Source organism: Methylocystis sp. MJC1 (genome assembly GCF_026427715.1).
Lineage (GTDB): Bacteria > Pseudomonadota > Alphaproteobacteria > Rhizobiales > Beijerinckiaceae > Methylocystis.
In genome coordinates, this window is record NZ_CP107560.1 from 84,175 (window position 1) to 101,275 (window position 17,101).

Genomic DNA, 17,101 nt, shown 5'->3' on the forward strand with positions numbered 1-17,101 from the left:
AAATGAATGATTGCGGGGGGCAAGCGAGCGCCCGGAGACGCTCGCTTGTGTTGATCGTTACGACTGTTCGTCGTCACTCGCCTTGGGTGAGAGAAGGTCGAAATTGTTCACGATTATGTCGGTCGTGTAATGTTTCACGCCGTCCTTGCTGTAAGAGCCTTCGGCAATCCGACACTCGGCGTAAATGGGGTCGCCTTTCTTGACGTTGGCAACGACGAAATTGGCGATTTTCTCATTGAGAAAAGTCAGCGTAACCCAATCTGTTTCTTCGCGACGCTCGCCGGGAGAGTCTTTCCAAGAGCGGTTCGTTGCGACGGATAATTTGACGACCTTGCCAACGGTTCGCGGTTCTGCGCCGGTGTGACCACGAACGATAAAAAGGTTAGTAGAACGCATTTTCTCTCTCCATTTTTGAAAGGTCTCATCGCCTCGTTACGTCCCTTAATATAGGGTCACTCTATTAATTCGTCAATTTAAAAGATGCGGCCAATGTGATTTTTCCTTTTGTTTTTATTTGTGTTCCGCGCTCCGATGTTCCTTGTTCGACGCGCCGCAGGCGTGGCGAAAAGCAGACGTTCCTCGTCCCGACGCCTTCGGCGTAAACGCCGCGCGCAGCGCGAGTCACCCGCAAGGGGCGTCGCTTGCGACGCAGCGCGTTTACGCGCTTGACCGCGCGAGCACGGCGTTATGCTGATGGGTCGAGACGAGAACGAAAAAATATGTGCGCCGGAGGCGCACGCTGCTTAGAATCGGCGTCGCGCTTTGCGCGACCACATAGGATGCTTGCGCGATGGGATCGTTACCCGAAGGGCGGAGACCCGCAGGGGCTCCGGGAGCGCCGACGGCGCGAGTAGAGCCCGGCCCGGAGGGCGCGCCAACCGTTGGCGAGCGGATAAAAGCTGATATAGTGTTTGTCGATGGCGAAGGAGGCCACGATGCGAAAGATGCTTAAAAGATATTATGTCGGCAGTTTTCTTGTGAGATTGGTCGGGTTGTCGTCCCCTGCTTCTGCGCAGGACGCTTCCTTTGGTTGTAAGGTGTTTATGTGCGTGGCGTCGGGTAATTGGCAAAGCATTGAATATTGCGTGCCTTACGTGACAACTGCCATCGCTCAAGCGCAGCTCGGGATACCGTGGCCTGTATGCACGGAGGCGTTGACCGGCGCGGTATCCCAAGGGCTACAGAGCGGCAATTCCCAGAACGGGGGGTAGAGTTAGCCTTCTGAGGGGCCGTTAGCGCCAAGCAAGATGAACTGGTCGGCAATCAGTTCGCCAGAAAGCCTACCGCGGGCAATTACAAGCTGACCGGGAGCAGCATATTTCTGGACATACCGTCGTGCGGAGTGATGAACGACGGCGACATGATTTTCTGCTGGCGCCTCGACGATGTCGCCGGCACGATCGCGGCGTAGATAGTTCGATCGCAAGCCCACACGAATTTTCCCCGGGAGGACAGCGATGTCGAAAATTGTTCCGAGGATTTGAAACTCTGCGAAGGCGTTGCCGGTATTTTGGAGAGAAGACCTCTGATGATCCATGAGATGAATTAGCCCTTGCGTAGAACCAGACGTACTATATCCCGACGCTATTGTATCGTCAATGATTTGAGAATAGGCATCGGATATGAGAGGCGCCGTAGACAAGCGCCGAAGGCCAGCGTTGCAGATTCAGGCTGTAGAGCGGGTTCGCGTACGCGCGGATGAGGCCGTGGAAAAATCAGTTTGCCGCGCCTTCTGTGGTTGGAAAGGCTTGGGGATGAGGAATCGAATCAGGTTGTTAGACCAGGACCGACCAAACGAATTTTTGGAGGTCGAAGTGGTGGAAATGAGGCCGAATGAATTGTGGTTGGTGGTGCCGAACACGATTGTTGAATTCATGTTGCGTCGTCGGGGCGACGTTTTCGAAGGGAGTCTCGGCGGACGAGCGTACGCGTATTCGCATAAGAACGAAAAAGTGGTAAAAACGAGAGTATTAAAATGAGCAAGGTTTTATCGGGGTTTATGGTTTTCGCTCTCTCGGCTGGCGGGATGTCAGTCGGTACAGGAATCAGCGGCGAACGCCGCGGTGGCATGTGAGGCGGCGGGCTTGCGGCCAGGCACGCGGCGCTTTGAGCGGTGCCAAGACGTGAATTTCGCGCAGAACCGTGCGCAGGCGAGCCGGGCGGAAGCGGCTGTGGCGGCGGCGGCGGCGGCCGGCGTGATTGGCGGCGCATTGGTCGGGGCTGCAGCGTCGCGACCTTATTACTATGGCCCGGCGTACCCGGCCTACTACCCAGTTTACCAGCCCTATTGGTGGTGAGCTCGTGACGCGCCGCGCTCGAGCGCGGCGCGTGCAGCGAAAGGAAGTTGGGAGGGGGCATGAAGTATCGCGTAATGATGGTGGACGGCGTGTGGTGCGTCGTGGGGATTGTGTCACGCCAGTCATCAGAGGAGGCAGCGAAGGCCGCTTTGCGAGAAGTAGTAGCGGTTGATTTGGCGTCGAAAAGGATTAGGGAGGCTGCGCTCGAAATGACGCCATCAGAGATGGCGTGTTTTCTCGATGGCATGCCTCCCAAGGGAGATAGGACGCCCGAGAGTATTGAAGCCTGGCTTGAGACCCTCCCCCGCGCTTCAAAACATTAGGGAAAATCCCGTCAATTTCTAACAAAAAGGACGGATTATGCGAAATATGACGGTTTGGATCAGCCCTCTTTTTCGCGGCAATATAGCCGTCGATGCCGGGCGCGATAGTCCCCCTCTGGGGTCGCTTGGCTACTGGTCGCGGCCGTGCGATTCATAGATCGCTACAGGGGGCAATCGGCGCTTAGGCTTATGAGGACTGGCCGGTTATCCAGTCGGCGAAAAAGCCGCCCAGCTCTCGGGGTTCGGACGAAAGAGCATCAGCTAGCCAAGAAAATCGTCGTCGCGTTAGTTGCGCGCCCGCTTGTTGATGGCGCCGACGCACACCCCTAAACTGTTGTTTAATGCGAGCCGCTGATAAGTGAGGCTGGTGTGGCACCGAGCGCGCGGCGCGACGTGTAACCGACTTGCTGCGCCGGAGCCGCGGAAAAGGTTCTTGCTGGGGGCGAGGGGCGGCACCCCGTCCCCCGTCGCTCAGCGAGCGGAGCGAGAAAAGAGGGTCGCGCGGGAGCGCGACGATTTCCGGCGCAGCCGGCCGCCCGGAGGCGCTGGCGGCTGCTCCGTCGCCGCAGGGGATAAAGCGCGGCGCCCGCGATGAGCGGGCGGGCTCGCCGCGTAGCAGCGCGATCAGCGCCAACCCCAGCGAAAGCTCCCCGCCCGCACGTCGACGACGCGAGGGGCGCCCATGGTGTCGATTGGTATTTCAATCTGGGACTGGCCAGTTACATAGAATCAATGGCTTAGCTGAGATCTAAATGCCATGCTGGCACTGCAATTTGGACTTTTGCAGGAATTTTCTGGCACTCAAAATGGGATTGATCGACCCGTCGATCGACCGTAGCCTTCGGGGATGAATTCGTACCCCTTGGATCAGCTTAAAGAGAAACCGTCGGGCGGTAGCCAGCGAGAGGAATTCTTCCGTGAGTCGCTTCGTCGCTCGGGTTGGAAAGTGACCACCGAGGTCATCAGTGTCGCACTCGCGAAAATTGGCATTCCGAGATCAACGTTATTCCGTCTCGCGGCTCTGCCCCCTTTCGCGCAGCTAGCCTTTTTGCAAGGGGGCCTCAAACCGGCTCCGCCCGCAAGCATTTCCATCTCGGACGAGATCGCTGCAGTTAGCGGGCTGGAGGAGCAGTCCGTCTTCGGCCTTTTGGGAACATCGCCGGAGGGACTTGCCTCCCTCGAGGCGCAGGTGAGGCTGCGGACGGTCGGACCTAATCTCGTCGCACAAGAAGCCCGACCCACGCCGCTCCACGAGATTTGGGGGAGCGCTAGGAATCCGCTGAACGCGCTACTTCTCGGCCTCGCAGCTATTTCCTATTTTTTGGGGGATACTAACGCGGCCGTTGTTATTTGCGTCATCGTAACGCTCGCCATCAGCATGGCTTTCGTCCAGGAGCATCGGTCGAACGATGCAGCCGCCAAGCTTCGAGCCGTCGTAAAAACGACGGCGACCGTTCGACGCCGGCGCTCGCCCATCGGAGAAGAACTCACTTCCAACGGATTTGAGGAAATACCGATGGAGCAGCTAGTTCCAGGCGACATTGTGCGTCTGTCGGCGGGAGATATGATTCCTGGCGATCTACGGCTGCTTAAGACCAAGGATCTTTTCGTCGATCAATCGACTCTGAGCGGCGAGGCAATGCCCGTCGAGAAATCCGCACAATCGGATGGAGCCGCTACCGACCCGTTAAACGCGCCAAACATCTGTCTGATGGGCTGTAGTGTGGTTAGCGGTTTCGCCACCGGCGTCATCGTACACACTGGCGCGCGGACCTATTTTGGCGAGCTGGCATCCCGCATTGCACAGAAAAGAGAGCCAACAAGCTTCGACAAGGGCGTCAACAGGTTTGTTCGCCTGATGATATACTTCATGCTGGCGCTCGCGCCGAGCGTCTTTTTGATCAATGGCCTGACGAAGGGCGATTGGCTCCAGGCGCTGTTGTTCGCCCTTGCAGTCGCAGTTGGATTGACCCCCGAACTGCTGCCGATGATCGTCACGGTCAATTTGGCCAAAGGCGCAATCGCAATGGCGAAAAAGCGTGTGATCGTTAAGCGCCTGAACGCTATCCAGAATTTTGGAGCGATGGATGTTCTCTGCGCCGATAAGACCGGAACGTTGACCGAAAATCGCGTGTCCCTCCATCTGCATCTAAACGCCGATGGAAAAGCTGACGAACGAGTCCTGGAATATGCGTATCTGAACAGCCATTACCAATCCGGCCTGAAAAGCCTTCTCGATTTCGCCGTTCTTAATCACGTCGAAACTGGCAAAAACCTACGCTTGCGGCACAACTATGAAAGCGTTGATGAGATTCCGTTTGATTTCATTCGTAAGCGCCTTTCTGTGATCGTTCGCCGCCACGATGGTGCAGGCAATCTAAAACTAGGTCTTTTCGCAAAACTTCGAGCCCGTCTGACGGGCGCGCTGCTTCGGGAGGGCGGAGCCCACTTGCTCATCTGCAAGGGCGCGATCGAAGAAACCCTCTCCATATGCGCCTACATCGAAATCGATGGGACGCTTGCGAAGCTTGATTGGCGCCGAAGAGCCAGAGCGCTGGCGATGGCGCACGAGCTCAATGAAGACGGACTGCGCGTCGTTGCGGTCGCTTATAAAGAGTTTGCGCAGGCCAAAGAAACCTACTCTGTTGAGGATGAGGCAGACCTCGTCCTTCTTGGTTTCATCGCGTTTCTTGATCCGCCCAAGGAAAGCTGCGGCGCGGCGATTGCCTCACTCCGGGCTAACGGCGTCGCCGTCAAGATCCTGACCGGCGACAATGAGATTGTCACTCGGAAAATCTGTCGGGAGGTCGGCCTCGAGGCAGATAGGTTCGCGCTCGGCCCCGAGATCGAAAAATTGACCGACCACGAGCTGGCGGACTTCGCCGAGGCGACCACAATTTTCGCAAAACTCTCTCCCGACCAAAAAGCTCGGATCGTTAGAGCGCTACATATCCGAGGTCACGTCGTGGGTTTTCTCGGAGACGGAATCAACGACAGCCTCGCGCTCAAAGCTGCCGATGTTGGCATCTCGGTCGATTGCGCCGTCGACATTGCGAAAGAATCAGCCGACATCATCCTGCTCGAAAAGGACCTGACGATCTTGCAACAAGGCGTCGTCGAAGGACGCAAGGTCTTTGGCAACATCGTCAAATACATCAAAATGGGCGCAAGCTCGAACTTCGGCAGTATGTTCAGTGTGCTAGGCGCGAGCCTTTTTCTCCCCTTTTTGCCGATGCAGCCTATCCAGGTTCTCACCAACAACTTGCTTTACGATTTCTCACAGACAGCGATCCCCACGGACGACGTCGACGAGGACTATCTCGCTGCGCCACGAAGATGGGATATCGACAACATATTTAAGTTCATGCTGCTGCTTGGTCCAATTAGCTCGATTTTCGATTACACGACGTTTTTCGTGATGTTCTACGTGTTCGACGGGTGGGCTAACCCATCCCTTTTTCAAACGGGATGGTTCGTTGAATCGCTTATATCGCAGACGCTGATCATCCACATCATTCGAACGGCGAAAGTCCCGTTTTTCGAAAGCCGCGCCAGCGCCACCCTCATCGCAGCCTCAGTAATTATCTGCGGTGTAGCCGCCGCTTTACCCTTCACCTCTCTCGGGGAGGCGCTGAAATTTGCGCCTCTGCCTCCGCTTTATTGGCCGATCCTCGCTGCCACGCTCCTGGCGTACGGGACTCTGGCCCAGCTTGTCAAAGTCTGGTTTTTCCGACGCTGGGGCATGTGAATGCCCCGTAGTTTCCCAGAGAGGCTCGGGAATGGAACGGTCTATGTCTGTGGCTCGGAATTGAAGCGTCGTATGATGGTCAAGCTCTTGATAGGTTGTTTCCGATCCTAGAGGGTGTTATGCACTCTGTATTATGAAGTCGGCTGCGCGTTTGAGCATGAGGCAGGCGAAAGCGACGACGTGGAGGCCAGCGAGTGTGTCGGCGTAGCGTTCGTAGTCTTTGACCAGCCGCCTGCATCGGGTCGCCCAAGCGAAGGATCGTTCGACAACCCAGCGTTTGGGCAACAGCACGAAGCCTTTTTTCGCTTCGGAGAGTTTGACCACGCAGAGTTCGACGCCCTGCGCTTTGGCCGCCTCGGCGGCTTTCTCGCCGGTATAACCTTGATCGACATAAATAAGCTCGACGCTCTCGCCGGTGGCGTCCTGCACAGCGGCGGCGAGCTTGCCGACCTCGGCGCGGTCGTCGACATTCGCCGGCGTAACGTGCAGCGCCAGCAAGTGCCCCAGCGTGTCGACCGCCATGTGCAGCTTGGAGCCGCGCTTGCGCTTGGCGCCGTCATAGCCGGCCCGTGGACCGCTTTCCGGCGTAGAGCGCAGCGTGCGGCTGTCGATGATCGCCGTGGTTGGCTCCTCGGCGCGACCGGAGGCGACGCGCAACAAGGCGCGCAGGTCCTGCGCAAGCTCTTCGAACACGCCCGCCGCCAGCCAGCGCTGCGATTGCTGATACACTGCGGACCAGGGCGGCAGATCGTTGGGCATGGCGCGCCATGCTATGCCGTAACGCAGAACGTAGCGCAGGCCGTTGAAAAGCTCACGAAGCAAATGCTGACGTTGCGGAGCGCCCTCGTCCATCAGCGTCAGATACGGCGCAACCAGCGACCATTCCTCGTCGCTGACATCAGACGGATACGGTTTGCGAATCGGAGACATCCGATTCCATTAAGACAATCAACCACCAAAGTACATAACACCCTCTTCTGTAACGGGCGCTTCGTTGTCAATCCCCAACGCTCTTCCTTCGCCGGTTCACTCTTCTGTCCGTGGTCGGCGCCAAGAATGATGGCCGCCACTTGATGGGATAAGATGAGGATGAGGCCGGCCAATCTAGTTGCGCGTGGTCTTGAGCCCACGGAGCGTGTTGCGGTCTGACCCATCCATCGTCCCGGCGAGGGACGAACGCTTCGGGAAAGGCTGGTGTTTGGCCCCGCCCGAAACCCTGCTTTTCCTCTCCTACGCCGCCACGACAGTCGAGGTCGCCTTGCGGGCGTCGAACGGCGTCCCGTCGATCCACATCCGATGCAAGACCACGGCGAGCTTGCGCGCCAGCGCCACCTTCGCCTTCTTCATGCCGGCGCGCCGGGCGAGCTTCATCGCCCAGCTTTTGAGGCCGGAGCCCTTCACCGGCCGCGTTAGTATGACGTTGGCGGCTTCGTAAAGCGCCGTGCGCACGCCAGCGTCGCCGATCTTGGTAATCCGCCCGCTAACGTCCGTTTCGCCAGACTGATATTTCCTCGGCGTCAGGCCGAAATGCGGCCCGACCCGCTTCGACGAGGAAAATCGCAACGGATCATCGATCGCCGAAACGTAAGTCAGCGCCACGATCGCGCCGACCCCCGGCGCCGACATCATCAGTCTCGCGCGCTTGTCCTTGCGCGCCATCGCCCGCACAAGCTTCTCGAACATGTCGAACTCGCGCAGCAAGACCGCATGCGCTGAAAGCAGCGCCTTTGCGACGATCTCGAGCGTCCTATACCCGCCGACGAGCTCCTGGATGCGCCGTGCGAAACGCTTCGGCGTCGTCGGCCCGACCTTTAGCCCGAAGCCGCGCAAGATCCCGCGCAGGCTCATCTCAATGTCATAGAGTTTCGATTGAACCAGTTTGCGCGCCGTCAGCAGCGCTCGCGTCTCCTGCGCTGCCGAGGATTTGCAGTGGACCGGACGAAACCAACCAAGCCGCATTAATTGCGCGATGCCGCGCGCGTCATTGCGGTCGGTCTTGACTGGCATCGTCTGCAGAGCCGTGCGCACATGCCGCGTCTCCAGCAACTCCACCGCCAGGCCCGCCTCGTGCATCGCCGCGTAAAGCCATTGCGACAATGGCCCTGCCTCGAGGCCGATGCGCGCCAAATCCAGCCCGAGCGACGCCAACCAGCCGATGAGCGCCGCCGGCTCGCTGGAGATCTTCGCCTCCCGCACGATTCGCCCGGCGCCATCGACGACGCAAACGCTCGATGCTTCCAAAGACACGTCGATCCCCGCATAATGGTCCATGGTCATCCTCCAATGATGCTTGGAGCCGACGAAAGCCGGACTCCGTCTCACACCACCATTCTGGGGGATGACCACTCCTCCGCGAAGCCTCAGCCTCCGGCGGCCCGTTACGCCATCTAGCGTCATATGCGGAGCCCAACAGGCTTCGGCTTTGCTTTGCGCGGCTGAACGCAACGTCCCAGTTCCCGGCGGATCAAATCATTCAGATCCAGCCTGCCATAATCTGGTCTGTAAGCGAAGAATTTCGCTCAGTCGTTAAAAACCCAACGTGCAGCGAAATAAGCAGCCGCCGCAAGCACAATGATGACGACCATTCCAAGGGGCGTCGCAGCGTAACTCGTCAATTCCAGGATAGCGCCCATCGTTTCTTCCCTTTATGAGCCATGCCGACGCCCGGATGGGCGCATGCAGTTTTCCACCTCAAGCTCGACGTAAAGAACCATCTCGAGGTCTCGAAACAATAGGCCTGAGGCTTCGTAAAGCTTCATCGCCGAGGTCGAGCGTGGTCCTCAGCTTGGCGGAGATTGAATTCGATTGAACAGGCGAACCACTCGGTGAGCGCGCGACCCCATGCCCGCGTAATTCCTCATTCAAACTTTGCAATGAAGCGTAGAACGACGCTATTAGACGAGCCCGATGGACGCCAAGCAAACCAACGCGGCCAGAGTGCGCCTGGTAGATTACTGGCGACCAGGGCAAAGATTGGCTTTGCAGGACTACGGACGTGTTTGCGGTGCCGCCTTCTGCCGGCAGTTGCCTCTCGATAACCCTGACGAATTCAGCGATTTCACCGACAAGGCTCGCCGCGACGGCCCGTCGTGCGATGTCGGCCGCCCAAATCGCGAGAAGGCCAATACCGCAGGCCGTGATAACGATGATCGCGTAACACCCCGTCATGGCAACCTCCGGCGCCACAATCGCGACTCTTAATAACGCAGATCTCGGTCCAAACGTTCGCTGCTCCGAGCGGATTATTGCTTACCTCACCGTTGGGGCTACCTATCCGGAGATGAGAGGGGATTTGACGAGCAGTCGCATCCTCCGATAACCTACTAGAAACACCATGGGGATGGGGTCCCCCAAAACCGCCTTGACAGGCTGATGACTCCTGCAACGTCCATTCGGGCGAGCGGGGAGTCGTATATGCCCCAAGAGCCACCGGCCGCTTACGGCCCTGACATTGTTACTCGCGCTTTGAGTCCGCGAAACCTGCCTTTGCGCATGGCGGGAGAACGCCCATGACTGGAATCTGGGCTCTTGCGGCTTTGTGGCTGGGTCTCGCTTTGATCGCGAGCCTCGTGTCCATGTGGCTTAAAATCGCGACTGCTTTATCAGAAATCATTATAGGGACGATCGCGCAGCTCGTGATCGGCGCGGCAATCGGTTCCGCGGTGCTTGGAACCGATGAAAGTTGGATAAAATTCCTTTCGGGCGCAGGCGCGATTGTGCTGACCTTCTTGGCCGGCGCTGAGCTCGATCCCGTGGTATTCCGTACAAAGTGGAAAGAGGCCGTCGCAGTGGGCCTGGCAAGCTTCTTCTTTCCCTTCATTGGGTGCGCCGCGGGCGCACATTTCATTCTTGGTTGGGAAATTATGCCGAGCTGGCTGGCGGGGGTCGCAATGTCCACCACCTCTGTCGCTGTCGTCTACGCTGTTATGCTCGAATTCGGCTTCAACGTCACGGATTATGGCAAGACTGTCTTGGCCGCTTGCTTTATCACCGATCTCGGCACAGTGATGGCGCTGGGCCTTCTTTTCGCGCCATTCACCTTCAAAACCCTTGTTTTCCTGGGGGCCGGAACCGCTGTCTTTATCGCTTTGCCTTGGATTACTCCAAGATTTTTTCGTCTTTACGGCAACAGGCCGTCCGAGCTCGAAGCGAAATTCCTTTTGCTCTGCCTCCTTGGGATGGGAGCATTGGCGACTTGGGCCGACAGTGAGGCCGTCCTACCCGCCTACCTCATCGGTATGGTGCTGGCCGGCACTGTGGGAAAGGATCATGCCTTAATCAGGCGCCTCCGCACCTTGACCTTCGGACTACTCACGCCGTTTTACTTTATTCGCGCCGGCTCCTTCGTATCGGTCCCGCAACTCGTAGCGGCGCCGGGAGCGTTCGCGCTGCTGCTGGTGGTGAAGGTCACCACGAAGATGATCGGCGTCTATCCTGTAACTCGTGTCTTCGCCTCCCCGACAAGGGAAGCTATGTATACCACTTTGCTCATGTCCACCGGGCTCACGTTCGGGACCATATCGGCGCTCTTCGGGCTCTCGCACCATATCATCGACCAGGCGCAATACTCTGCTCTTGTCGCCACCGTCATCGCTAGCGCGGTGATCCCGACCGTAATCGCCAACTCCTTTTTTATGCCTCGCCACCTTCTAGAGGAACAGACGGCGAGAGAAGCGACGAGCGGACAACAGGAAACCTTGTCGCTTCCCGAGGCGACGAGCAGAGCGGAATGAGGGAGGAGGCCCCTGTGTTCAGCAAGATTCTCCACGCTAATGACGGCTCGGAGCATGCCTTTCACGCACTGGAGCTGGCGATCACTATTGCGAAGCAAAACGGCTCCGAACTGCACATGATTTGTGTCGAGGAAGTCGACTACATGCCAGAATTCGTGGAAGAAGTCCGTGAGGAGGCCAAAACTCAGGGCAGACGCTTCCACGCCGTGCAACGACGCGCACAGGCGAAGGCCGAAGAACATGAGGTAAAGCTGCAGACGCATATCATCGCTGGTCACCCAGTGCGAGACATCGTGCTATTGGCGGAGAAGCTCGGTGTTGACCTTCTCATCATTGGAGCGAAGGGTCACTCCGCAATTTACGAGCGGTTGGTTGGCAGCCGCGCGGATCGAATAATTCAGTTAGCTTCTTGTCCCGTTCTGGTGGTGAAGTAGTAACGAGTCGAATTCTTATCTTTTCGGCTAAATGCAGAATCAATTGGACAGGCGCCAACAAATGAGCGACGGGATGATCAGGTACGTTTGGGTTTCGATCGGCGGAGCTCTCGGCACTGCGGCCCGCTATTGGTTTTCCGGCCTGGTGGCGAACCATTTCGGCGAAACGTTCCCCTGGGGCACGATGCTCATCAACGTATCTGGGTCGTTCGTTATCGGCTTTTTCGCTGCGATCACCGGCCCGGACGGACGCGTATTCGCCTCAACAGAAACGCGCCAGTTCGTGATGATAGGGATTTGCGGCGGCTTCACGACCTTCTCATCCTTCAGCTTGCAGACGCTAAATCTTGTTCGAGACGGCGAACTGGCTTGGGCCTTGGCCAATATTGGCCTTTCCGTCGTTCTGTGCCTTGTCGCTGTCTGGGTCGGACATGTCGCCGCAACCCATCTAAACCAACTCCAAGGGTCTTGATCATGACTGTTGAGCGCGACGCTGTGCTTCTCCGTATCTTCCTCGGTGAGGACGCCAAATTTCACGGCAAGCCGCTCTACGAGCAGATCGTCTTGAAGGCGCGAGAAGCCCACCTCGCGGGAGCCACAGTGCTACGCGGCCCGCTGGGTTATGGACACTCCAGCAAGCTTCACACGACCAAAATCTTGAGGCTCTCAGAGGATCTCCCGCTCGTTATCGAGATCGTCGACAATGACGAGAAGATCAAGGCATTTCTGCCTATCCTCGACGAAATGATGAGCGGGGGACTTGTCACATTGGAAAGAGTGCAGGTGCTCCATTACGGCAATCACGTAAAACGGAAGCCTGCTTAAGAAACGCGTGTTTCGCGGCAGACGCCACGCTGCCCGACATGGACGTCTTTATGGAAATCGCCTGCCACTAAATTTATCTGCCTGGCTTGCTGGCTATGAGATACCCCCAAGCGCAGCATTGACGCCTATTCCTCACGGCCCGCATCCCTCGGCAACTTCCTCACCTTCGCAACCTTTTCACTGGAGGCGGTTGTCCTCTATGACGGCCTCGCCACGGCAGGGTTAATCACGGGAGGCTAATGCGTCATTTTTCGTAATTGACTCTAGCCAGCCAATTGACGCGGGGAAAACGGTTCGGTAGGTAGAATACTACATTGAGCCGTAAGCGAGACGCTCGCTCACGCGCCGAGGGGATGGGGTGCCCCCTTAACCGCCGGAAAGGCTGATGACTCCTGCTTCGATCGTTACCGCGATCTCAATGAATCGCGCGTGCAAGAGCAGGAGTGTATACATTGAACCAAGACCTCGCTGTCTTCATCGTTCCCTTCGCCCTCATCATCGGCTGCGGCCTTCTCGCGGCCGGTGGCCTCTACTTCATCAACATTCGCTTTCTGAAAGATGCGCGCTATGCGGTAGGGTCGCTGGTGGCTGGCGCGGTCATTCTCGGCCTCCTTGAGATCATCCTCTACGGCAGCTCTGTCGGTTTCCTGAAAGAGCAGCAGCTTAAAACCTCCTTGTGCGAGTTTGACTCAGAAAACGCGCACCCTGAAGCACGCCAAGGCGCTAATCCAGAAGTCATTCACAGCGCCATCACGAGTTGCATGAAGGAGGCGGGCTACGAATGGGACGGAAAGCACCGCAACTGTAAGGACGCGCCAGTTGCAACCAATGCTTTTTGTTACATCCCAATAGCTTCATTCGACCGAGCCATCACGGGGTTTCAGATGAACTTTGAGTAATCGCCGAGGAGCGCAAGACTTGTAAGTCGATCAATCACTTCAACAGGGGAGGAAGAACGCATGTCGAAGCTCATTCTACCGGCCATTTCCGTGCTTGCTATTTTGTGGGGCCCCGCCTTCGCGGCGAACCAAAACTGGAACATCACCGAAGAAGGCGTATCCGGCATCAAAGCCGCACAGGGAACGTGGTCGGTAAACACCGACGCGGATAAAATAACGGGCACTGCAAATTTGCAGCTCGGCAATGGGAACCCGCTCACCTATAAGATTTCCGGCTCGGTAAAAGACTCGACTTATACGATCGAAATGTCTGATCGCACCGACGGGAAAAAAGGCTGCGTCTGGAACGGTCATGTTCCTACTGGAGCAGATAAATCGCATGGACTTATTGGCCAAGCGGTCTGCGAAGGCAAGGTGAAGCTGATTATCCGCGCCGGGTTCTGATCTTTCCGACCAATATCTCGCCTATTGCGGCGTTACTACTCGAATTGCGTCAACACCAAGCGATCCTTGCGAGGTGGTGACGCGGTTCCCGATTACAAAAGACGATCATCATCCCCGTGGCGCGCGGAGTGCTGATGACGCGGACGACTACGGCCCGCACCGCGCGCCACCACTGGGAAAAAGAGATAGAGGCAAGACACTGGTGCCACCACATGCGTGAACGTTGGTCTGGTGATAAGGTACTCACATTCCATCGTTTCGCGGGTGCTGTCAAAGACCCTCTTGTTACGGGGATTATATTCGGCGGGTTCGCTGCGCTGATCGTGTTTTTGGGATTTTACGACGAGTATCGAAGGCACAAGCTCACGGAACGGAAGCTGTGGGAAAAGGCTTCTCGGCGCAGCAACTTTGGCTTTCCTTGTCTTTCTGCTGTTCTCAGTTTTGGCAGGCAGCCTTATTCGATATGGGGTTTGGTGAAAACGAGGCCCTGTGCCGAACTCACTTCAGTGGCCTCTCCAGTCGATAAGAGCAGCGAGACGTCGCAGGGCGTGCGGAAGCCAGACCTGCATTCCGGTAAACTCACTGAAACTCTTCTCTTCCTCGTGGCTCAATAGCCTGGCCACCCTACTGATCTGAAAATGCGCCAAAATCTGCCGTTCGATTTCGCGAGCTAGCGTCCACCCGATGTCTCCTAGTAAGGCGTTCAAGCGCGAGACTGCCTCCTTTTTTTCACGGGGCGGCGCAATCTCGAGCGCGATTCCGCATACAAGCGCTGCAAGCTTAGGATTGCGATCCCACATCAAATGGCGCAGGATCGGCCATGATTGGGCTTCGAGGCCAATTTCGATCAGCAGTCGAAGCGCGCTGACGCGCTTCCGTAAAGCGATGCCGCCTTCATCCGAGGGCGATTCGACGATGGTGGTGATCAACGATTGGCGTGCCGAAGAACCGAGCTTCAAAAGAGCTCCTTCCGCATACCGTCGGCAATCGTCGTCGGAAAGTGCGGCAACCAAGAAAGGAATCGTCTCTACTTTTTCAAACGAGCCAAGCGCGTCGATCACGCCAGGCAAATACTCTCGTTCCGCGACCGATAACAGAAATTCAAAGACCCGCTCCTCAGGGAATTTAGCTAAAGCGCGAGCCGCAGCATTGATCACTGCCTCGTCGCCTATTGCCTCCAAGGCGTCGGACCTTTTGGTGGGGGTTTTTAGAAAATCAATCAAACCGTCGCAGTCTTGGAGCGCCGCCAAGGCGCGCACCGCAAGACAGCGTGGGTGATACATGCCGGTCGGTTCGCGAGTGAAAAGAAGCCGGCGTAACGCCGGGATCGCCTGCTTGCCGAAGCTGACCACATCGATAATCGCTGACTCGCCGTCGTGAAGCGATTTCAGCCGGTTGACTGCCAATCGAACATCGTCAGGCGTTGACGCCCGCTGAAGACTGCCGTCAATTTCTTTGAAAAAGTACATCGTGACTCCCTGGGCTTAAGCCTCAGGAGTCATTGGCCCTCACGGGCGATTCAGGCGAACCCCACCGCCTTTCAATGTTGCGGCTTAGAATACGGACATTTAGGTGCCTGTCAACACAGGCTTGCAGGACAGGAATGCGATGCAATCAAATCTCGCCTCGATACGTTGGCGTCTGGCTTTCTGTGACCTTGCCTATTCCTACCCCAGCTGACGCCTCACCCTCGATCGCCTTCATGGAGAGAAGCACCACCATCAGCCTTGTCGGCTTGGGAGACTCCAAATCCAATGCTCAGAGCAATAAGAAATGCAAATTTTCAGAACGCCACTTTCGTAGTCATTCCGCTTGGGGTTGTTTCTGTTTCCGGCCGTCTGGCCGAAGTCGGAAGTGAGATTGATCGCTCCTACTTCAATCCGGCTGCGATCTCATGCTTACTGATCGCTAACGTAGCAGGAGCATGAATTTCTCGAAGGGTCTTATTCTCGCAGAAAACTTCCAGAAATGCTATCAGCGTATTGCTTGTTGGAAACGCTGCCGCTGTCGATCACGCCTATTCCGCAGGGACCTAACATGGCCAAAATCACGCTTATCCGCGCCCTCGAAATCCTTGACTCTCGCGGGAACCCCACGGTCAGAGTTCAGGTGGGGTTGGAAGACGGCACGCTTGTGAGCGCTTCTGTCCCGTCAGGCGCGTCAACGGGCGGAAATGAGGCTGTAGAGCTGCGAGATGGCGAAGCGCGCTTTGCCGGCAAGGGCGTCAGAAAGGCTGTCGTCCACGTGAACGATATCATCGCTCCCGCGCTCCAGGGCCAGGATCCAAGGCGCCAGGCGGAAATCGATTCAAAATTATTGGAGCTCGACGGCACGCCAAACAAGGCGAAGCTGGGCGCAAACGCCATCCTCGGCGTTTCAATGGCAGTGGCGCGAGCCGCAGCTCAATCCTCCCGGTTGCCGCTCTATGCATATCTTGGCGGCGCAGGCGCGACCCGGCTGCCCGTGCCCATGATGAACATCATCAATGGGGGGAAACATGCTCATAATTCCGTGGATTTCCAGGAATTCATGGTCATGCCGATCGGCGCCCCTTCTTTCTCCGAAGCTCTTCGTTACGGAGCCGAGACATTCCATGCGCTCGCCAAAATCCTCGGGGCAAAAGGGCACTCAATCTCCGTCGGCGATGAGGGTGGTTTTGCGCCGAACCTCGAAAGCAATGAGCAAGCTTGTGAAGTGATCGTCGAAGCAATCCGCGCAGCGGGCTATGAGCCGGGGCGAGACATCTCTATCGCCCTCGACCCTGCCGCGAGTTCCTTCTGGGTCGGCGACGCCTATGACTTGGCGAAATCGGGCCAGGGACGAAAAACGGCGGACGAAATGATAAGTCTCTATCAGAGCTGGATCGATTCCTATCCAATCGTCTCCATCGAGGACGGGCTCGATGAAAATGACTGGGCGGGGTTTGCCCGACAGACAGCCTCCCAAGGGAAACGCATCCAGATCGTCGGCGACGACATCTTCGTCACCAATCCCATTTTCATTCGGCGCGGCATCGCTGAGCACACCGCCAACGCCGTGCTGATAAAACTCAATCAAATTGGCACCGTAACTGAGACCATGCAGGCGATCCAGCTATGTCGTGAAACCGGCTGGCGCTACGTGATCTCCCACCGATCCGGGGAGACCGAAGATGCGTTTCTTGCAGATTTCGCCGTCGCCATGGGCGGAGGGCAAATCAAAACTGGGTCCGCCTGCCGTAGCGAGCGCATCGCGAAATACAACCGACTCTTGGAAATCGAGGCTGAACTCGGCGACGCCTCGGTGTTTAAATCACCATTCGCCTAGCTCCCTCGAGCTCGTCGGGGGTCCGCCAACCAAATGCGGCCGGCTTTCGGGGAAAAACCTCCGACTTGTCGAACGTCGGCTCCCCTTTTCTG

Annotated in this window: 15 protein-coding genes and 3 riboswitches; of the genes, 10 read left to right on the plus strand and 5 right to left on the minus strand. The window is 57.1% G+C overall.

Features of this window, described 5'->3' with window-relative positions; translation table 11 throughout:
* Nucleotides 1-57: 57 nt before the first annotated feature.
* Nucleotides 58-396, minus strand: a complete 339-nt coding sequence (locus OGR47_RS21025; protein WP_165056025.1) for a single-stranded DNA-binding protein — start codon at nucleotides 394-396, stop codon at nucleotides 58-60.
* A gap of 817 nt (nucleotides 397-1,213) precedes the next feature.
* A complete protein-coding gene (locus tag OGR47_RS21030) occupies nucleotides 1,214-1,537 on the minus strand; it encodes a hypothetical protein (protein WP_165056024.1) in 324 nt (107 codons plus the stop codon).
* 547 nt (nucleotides 1,538-2,084) lie between these two features.
* Here OGR47_RS21030 and OGR47_RS21035 point away from each other — a divergent pair.
* Nucleotides 2,085-2,297, plus strand: coding sequence for a hypothetical protein (locus OGR47_RS21035; protein ID WP_246729888.1), 213 nt, complete (start codon nucleotides 2,085-2,087; stop codon nucleotides 2,295-2,297).
* Between the two features lie 1,425 nt (nucleotides 2,298-3,722).
* On the plus strand, nucleotides 3,723-6,368 hold the full coding sequence (locus OGR47_RS21040; protein ID WP_371824454.1) for an HAD-IC family P-type ATPase: 2,646 nt from the start codon (nucleotides 3,723-3,725) through the stop codon (nucleotides 6,366-6,368).
* Nucleotides 6,369-6,485: 117 nt separating this feature from the next.
* On the opposite strand, the gene OGR47_RS21045 is transcribed toward OGR47_RS21040, so the two are convergent.
* Entirely contained in the window at nucleotides 6,486-7,298 is an 813-nt protein-coding gene (locus OGR47_RS21045; protein ID WP_216697958.1) for an IS5 family transposase, read from the minus strand.
* 300 nt (nucleotides 7,299-7,598) lie between these two features.
* Nucleotides 7,599-8,639, minus strand: a complete 1,041-nt coding sequence (locus tag OGR47_RS21050; protein ID WP_165056376.1) for an IS110 family transposase — start codon at nucleotides 8,637-8,639, stop codon at nucleotides 7,599-7,601.
* A gap of 636 nt (nucleotides 8,640-9,275) precedes the next feature.
* On the opposite strand from OGR47_RS21050, the gene OGR47_RS21055 reads away from it, so the two are divergent.
* From OGR47_RS21055 to OGR47_RS21085, 7 genes are all read left to right on the plus strand, one after another.
* Nucleotides 9,276-9,569 carry a hypothetical protein gene (locus OGR47_RS21055; RefSeq protein WP_165056178.1) on the plus strand — a complete coding sequence of 98 codons (294 nt, stop codon included), beginning with the start codon at nucleotides 9,276-9,278 and terminating at the stop codon, nucleotides 9,567-9,569.
* A 126-nt stretch (nucleotides 9,570-9,695) separates the two neighbouring features.
* Nucleotides 9,696-9,757, plus strand: a riboswitch (Fluoride riboswitch).
* A gap of 120 nt (nucleotides 9,758-9,877) precedes the next feature.
* Nucleotides 9,878-11,101 (plus strand): cation:proton antiporter, encoded by a 1,224-nt coding sequence (locus OGR47_RS21060; RefSeq protein WP_165056176.1) that lies wholly within the window; start codon nucleotides 9,878-9,880, stop codon nucleotides 11,099-11,101.
* 14 nt (nucleotides 11,102-11,115) lie between these two features.
* Entirely contained in the window at nucleotides 11,116-11,535 is a 420-nt protein-coding gene (locus OGR47_RS21065; protein ID WP_165056174.1) for a universal stress protein, read from the plus strand.
* A 73-nt stretch (nucleotides 11,536-11,608) separates the two neighbouring features.
* The gene (gene crcB / locus OGR47_RS21070) at nucleotides 11,609-12,007 is read left to right on the plus strand and encodes a fluoride efflux transporter CrcB (protein WP_206527520.1); all 399 of its coding nucleotides are present in this window, start codon (nucleotides 11,609-11,611) and stop codon (nucleotides 12,005-12,007) included.
* A gap of 2 nt (nucleotides 12,008-12,009) precedes the next feature.
* Nucleotides 12,010-12,360 (plus strand): DUF190 domain-containing protein, encoded by a 351-nt coding sequence (locus tag OGR47_RS21075; protein WP_165056172.1) that lies wholly within the window; start codon nucleotides 12,010-12,012, stop codon nucleotides 12,358-12,360.
* A gap of 340 nt (nucleotides 12,361-12,700) precedes the next feature.
* A riboswitch (Fluoride riboswitch) is annotated at nucleotides 12,701-12,762 on the plus strand.
* A 41-nt stretch (nucleotides 12,763-12,803) separates the two neighbouring features.
* Nucleotides 12,804-13,259: a hypothetical protein gene (locus OGR47_RS21080; RefSeq protein ID WP_253948149.1), complete on the plus strand. Its 456-nt coding sequence runs from the start codon at nucleotides 12,804-12,806 to the stop codon at nucleotides 13,257-13,259.
* Between the two features lie 60 nt (nucleotides 13,260-13,319).
* Entirely contained in the window at nucleotides 13,320-13,703 is a 384-nt protein-coding gene (locus tag OGR47_RS21085) for a hypothetical protein (protein ID WP_165056168.1), read from the plus strand.
* A gap of 503 nt (nucleotides 13,704-14,206) precedes the next feature.
* Here the strand turns inward: OGR47_RS21085 and OGR47_RS21090 are convergent.
* Nucleotides 14,207-15,172, minus strand: coding sequence for a HEAT repeat domain-containing protein (locus OGR47_RS21090; protein WP_165056166.1), 966 nt, complete (start codon nucleotides 15,170-15,172; stop codon nucleotides 14,207-14,209).
* Between the two features lie 16 nt (nucleotides 15,173-15,188).
* Nucleotides 15,189-15,250, minus strand: a riboswitch (Fluoride riboswitch).
* 490 nt (nucleotides 15,251-15,740) lie between these two features.
* On the opposite strand from OGR47_RS21090, the gene eno reads away from it, so the two are divergent.
* A complete protein-coding gene (gene eno, locus OGR47_RS21095; protein ID WP_165056180.1) occupies nucleotides 15,741-17,009 on the plus strand; it encodes a phosphopyruvate hydratase in 1,269 nt (422 codons plus the stop codon).
* Nucleotides 17,010-17,101 lie beyond the last annotated feature (92 nt).

What these genes read in the sequence shown, in the direction of transcription:
- OGR47_RS21025 (WP_165056025.1), bottom strand. Translation starts at nt 396, where the DNA reads ATGCGTTCTACTAACCTTTTTATCGTTCGTGGTCACACCGGCGCAGAA.
- OGR47_RS21030 (WP_165056024.1), bottom strand. Translation starts at nt 1,537, where the DNA reads ATGGATCATCAGAGGTCTTCTCTCCAAAATACCGGCAACGCCTTCGCA.
- OGR47_RS21045 (WP_216697958.1), bottom strand. Translation starts at nt 7,298, where the DNA reads ATGTCTCCGATTCGCAAACCGTATCCGTCTGATGTCAGCGACGAGGAA.
- OGR47_RS21050 (WP_165056376.1), bottom strand. Translation starts at nt 8,639, where the DNA reads ATGGACCATTATGCGGGGATCGACGTGTCTTTGGAAGCATCGAGCGTT.
- OGR47_RS21055 (WP_165056178.1), top strand. Translation starts at nt 9,276, where the DNA reads ATGGACGCCAAGCAAACCAACGCGGCCAGAGTGCGCCTGGTAGATTAC.
- OGR47_RS21060 (WP_165056176.1), top strand. Translation starts at nt 9,878, where the DNA reads ATGACTGGAATCTGGGCTCTTGCGGCTTTGTGGCTGGGTCTCGCTTTG.
- crcB (WP_206527520.1), top strand. Translation starts at nt 11,609, where the DNA reads ATGATCAGGTACGTTTGGGTTTCGATCGGCGGAGCTCTCGGCACTGCG.
- OGR47_RS21075 (WP_165056172.1), top strand. Translation starts at nt 12,010, where the DNA reads ATGACTGTTGAGCGCGACGCTGTGCTTCTCCGTATCTTCCTCGGTGAG.
- OGR47_RS21085 (WP_165056168.1), top strand. Translation starts at nt 13,320, where the DNA reads ATGTCGAAGCTCATTCTACCGGCCATTTCCGTGCTTGCTATTTTGTGG.
- OGR47_RS21090 (WP_165056166.1), bottom strand. Translation starts at nt 15,172, where the DNA reads ATGTACTTTTTCAAAGAAATTGACGGCAGTCTTCAGCGGGCGTCAACG.
- eno (WP_165056180.1), top strand. Translation starts at nt 15,741, where the DNA reads ATGGCCAAAATCACGCTTATCCGCGCCCTCGAAATCCTTGACTCTCGC.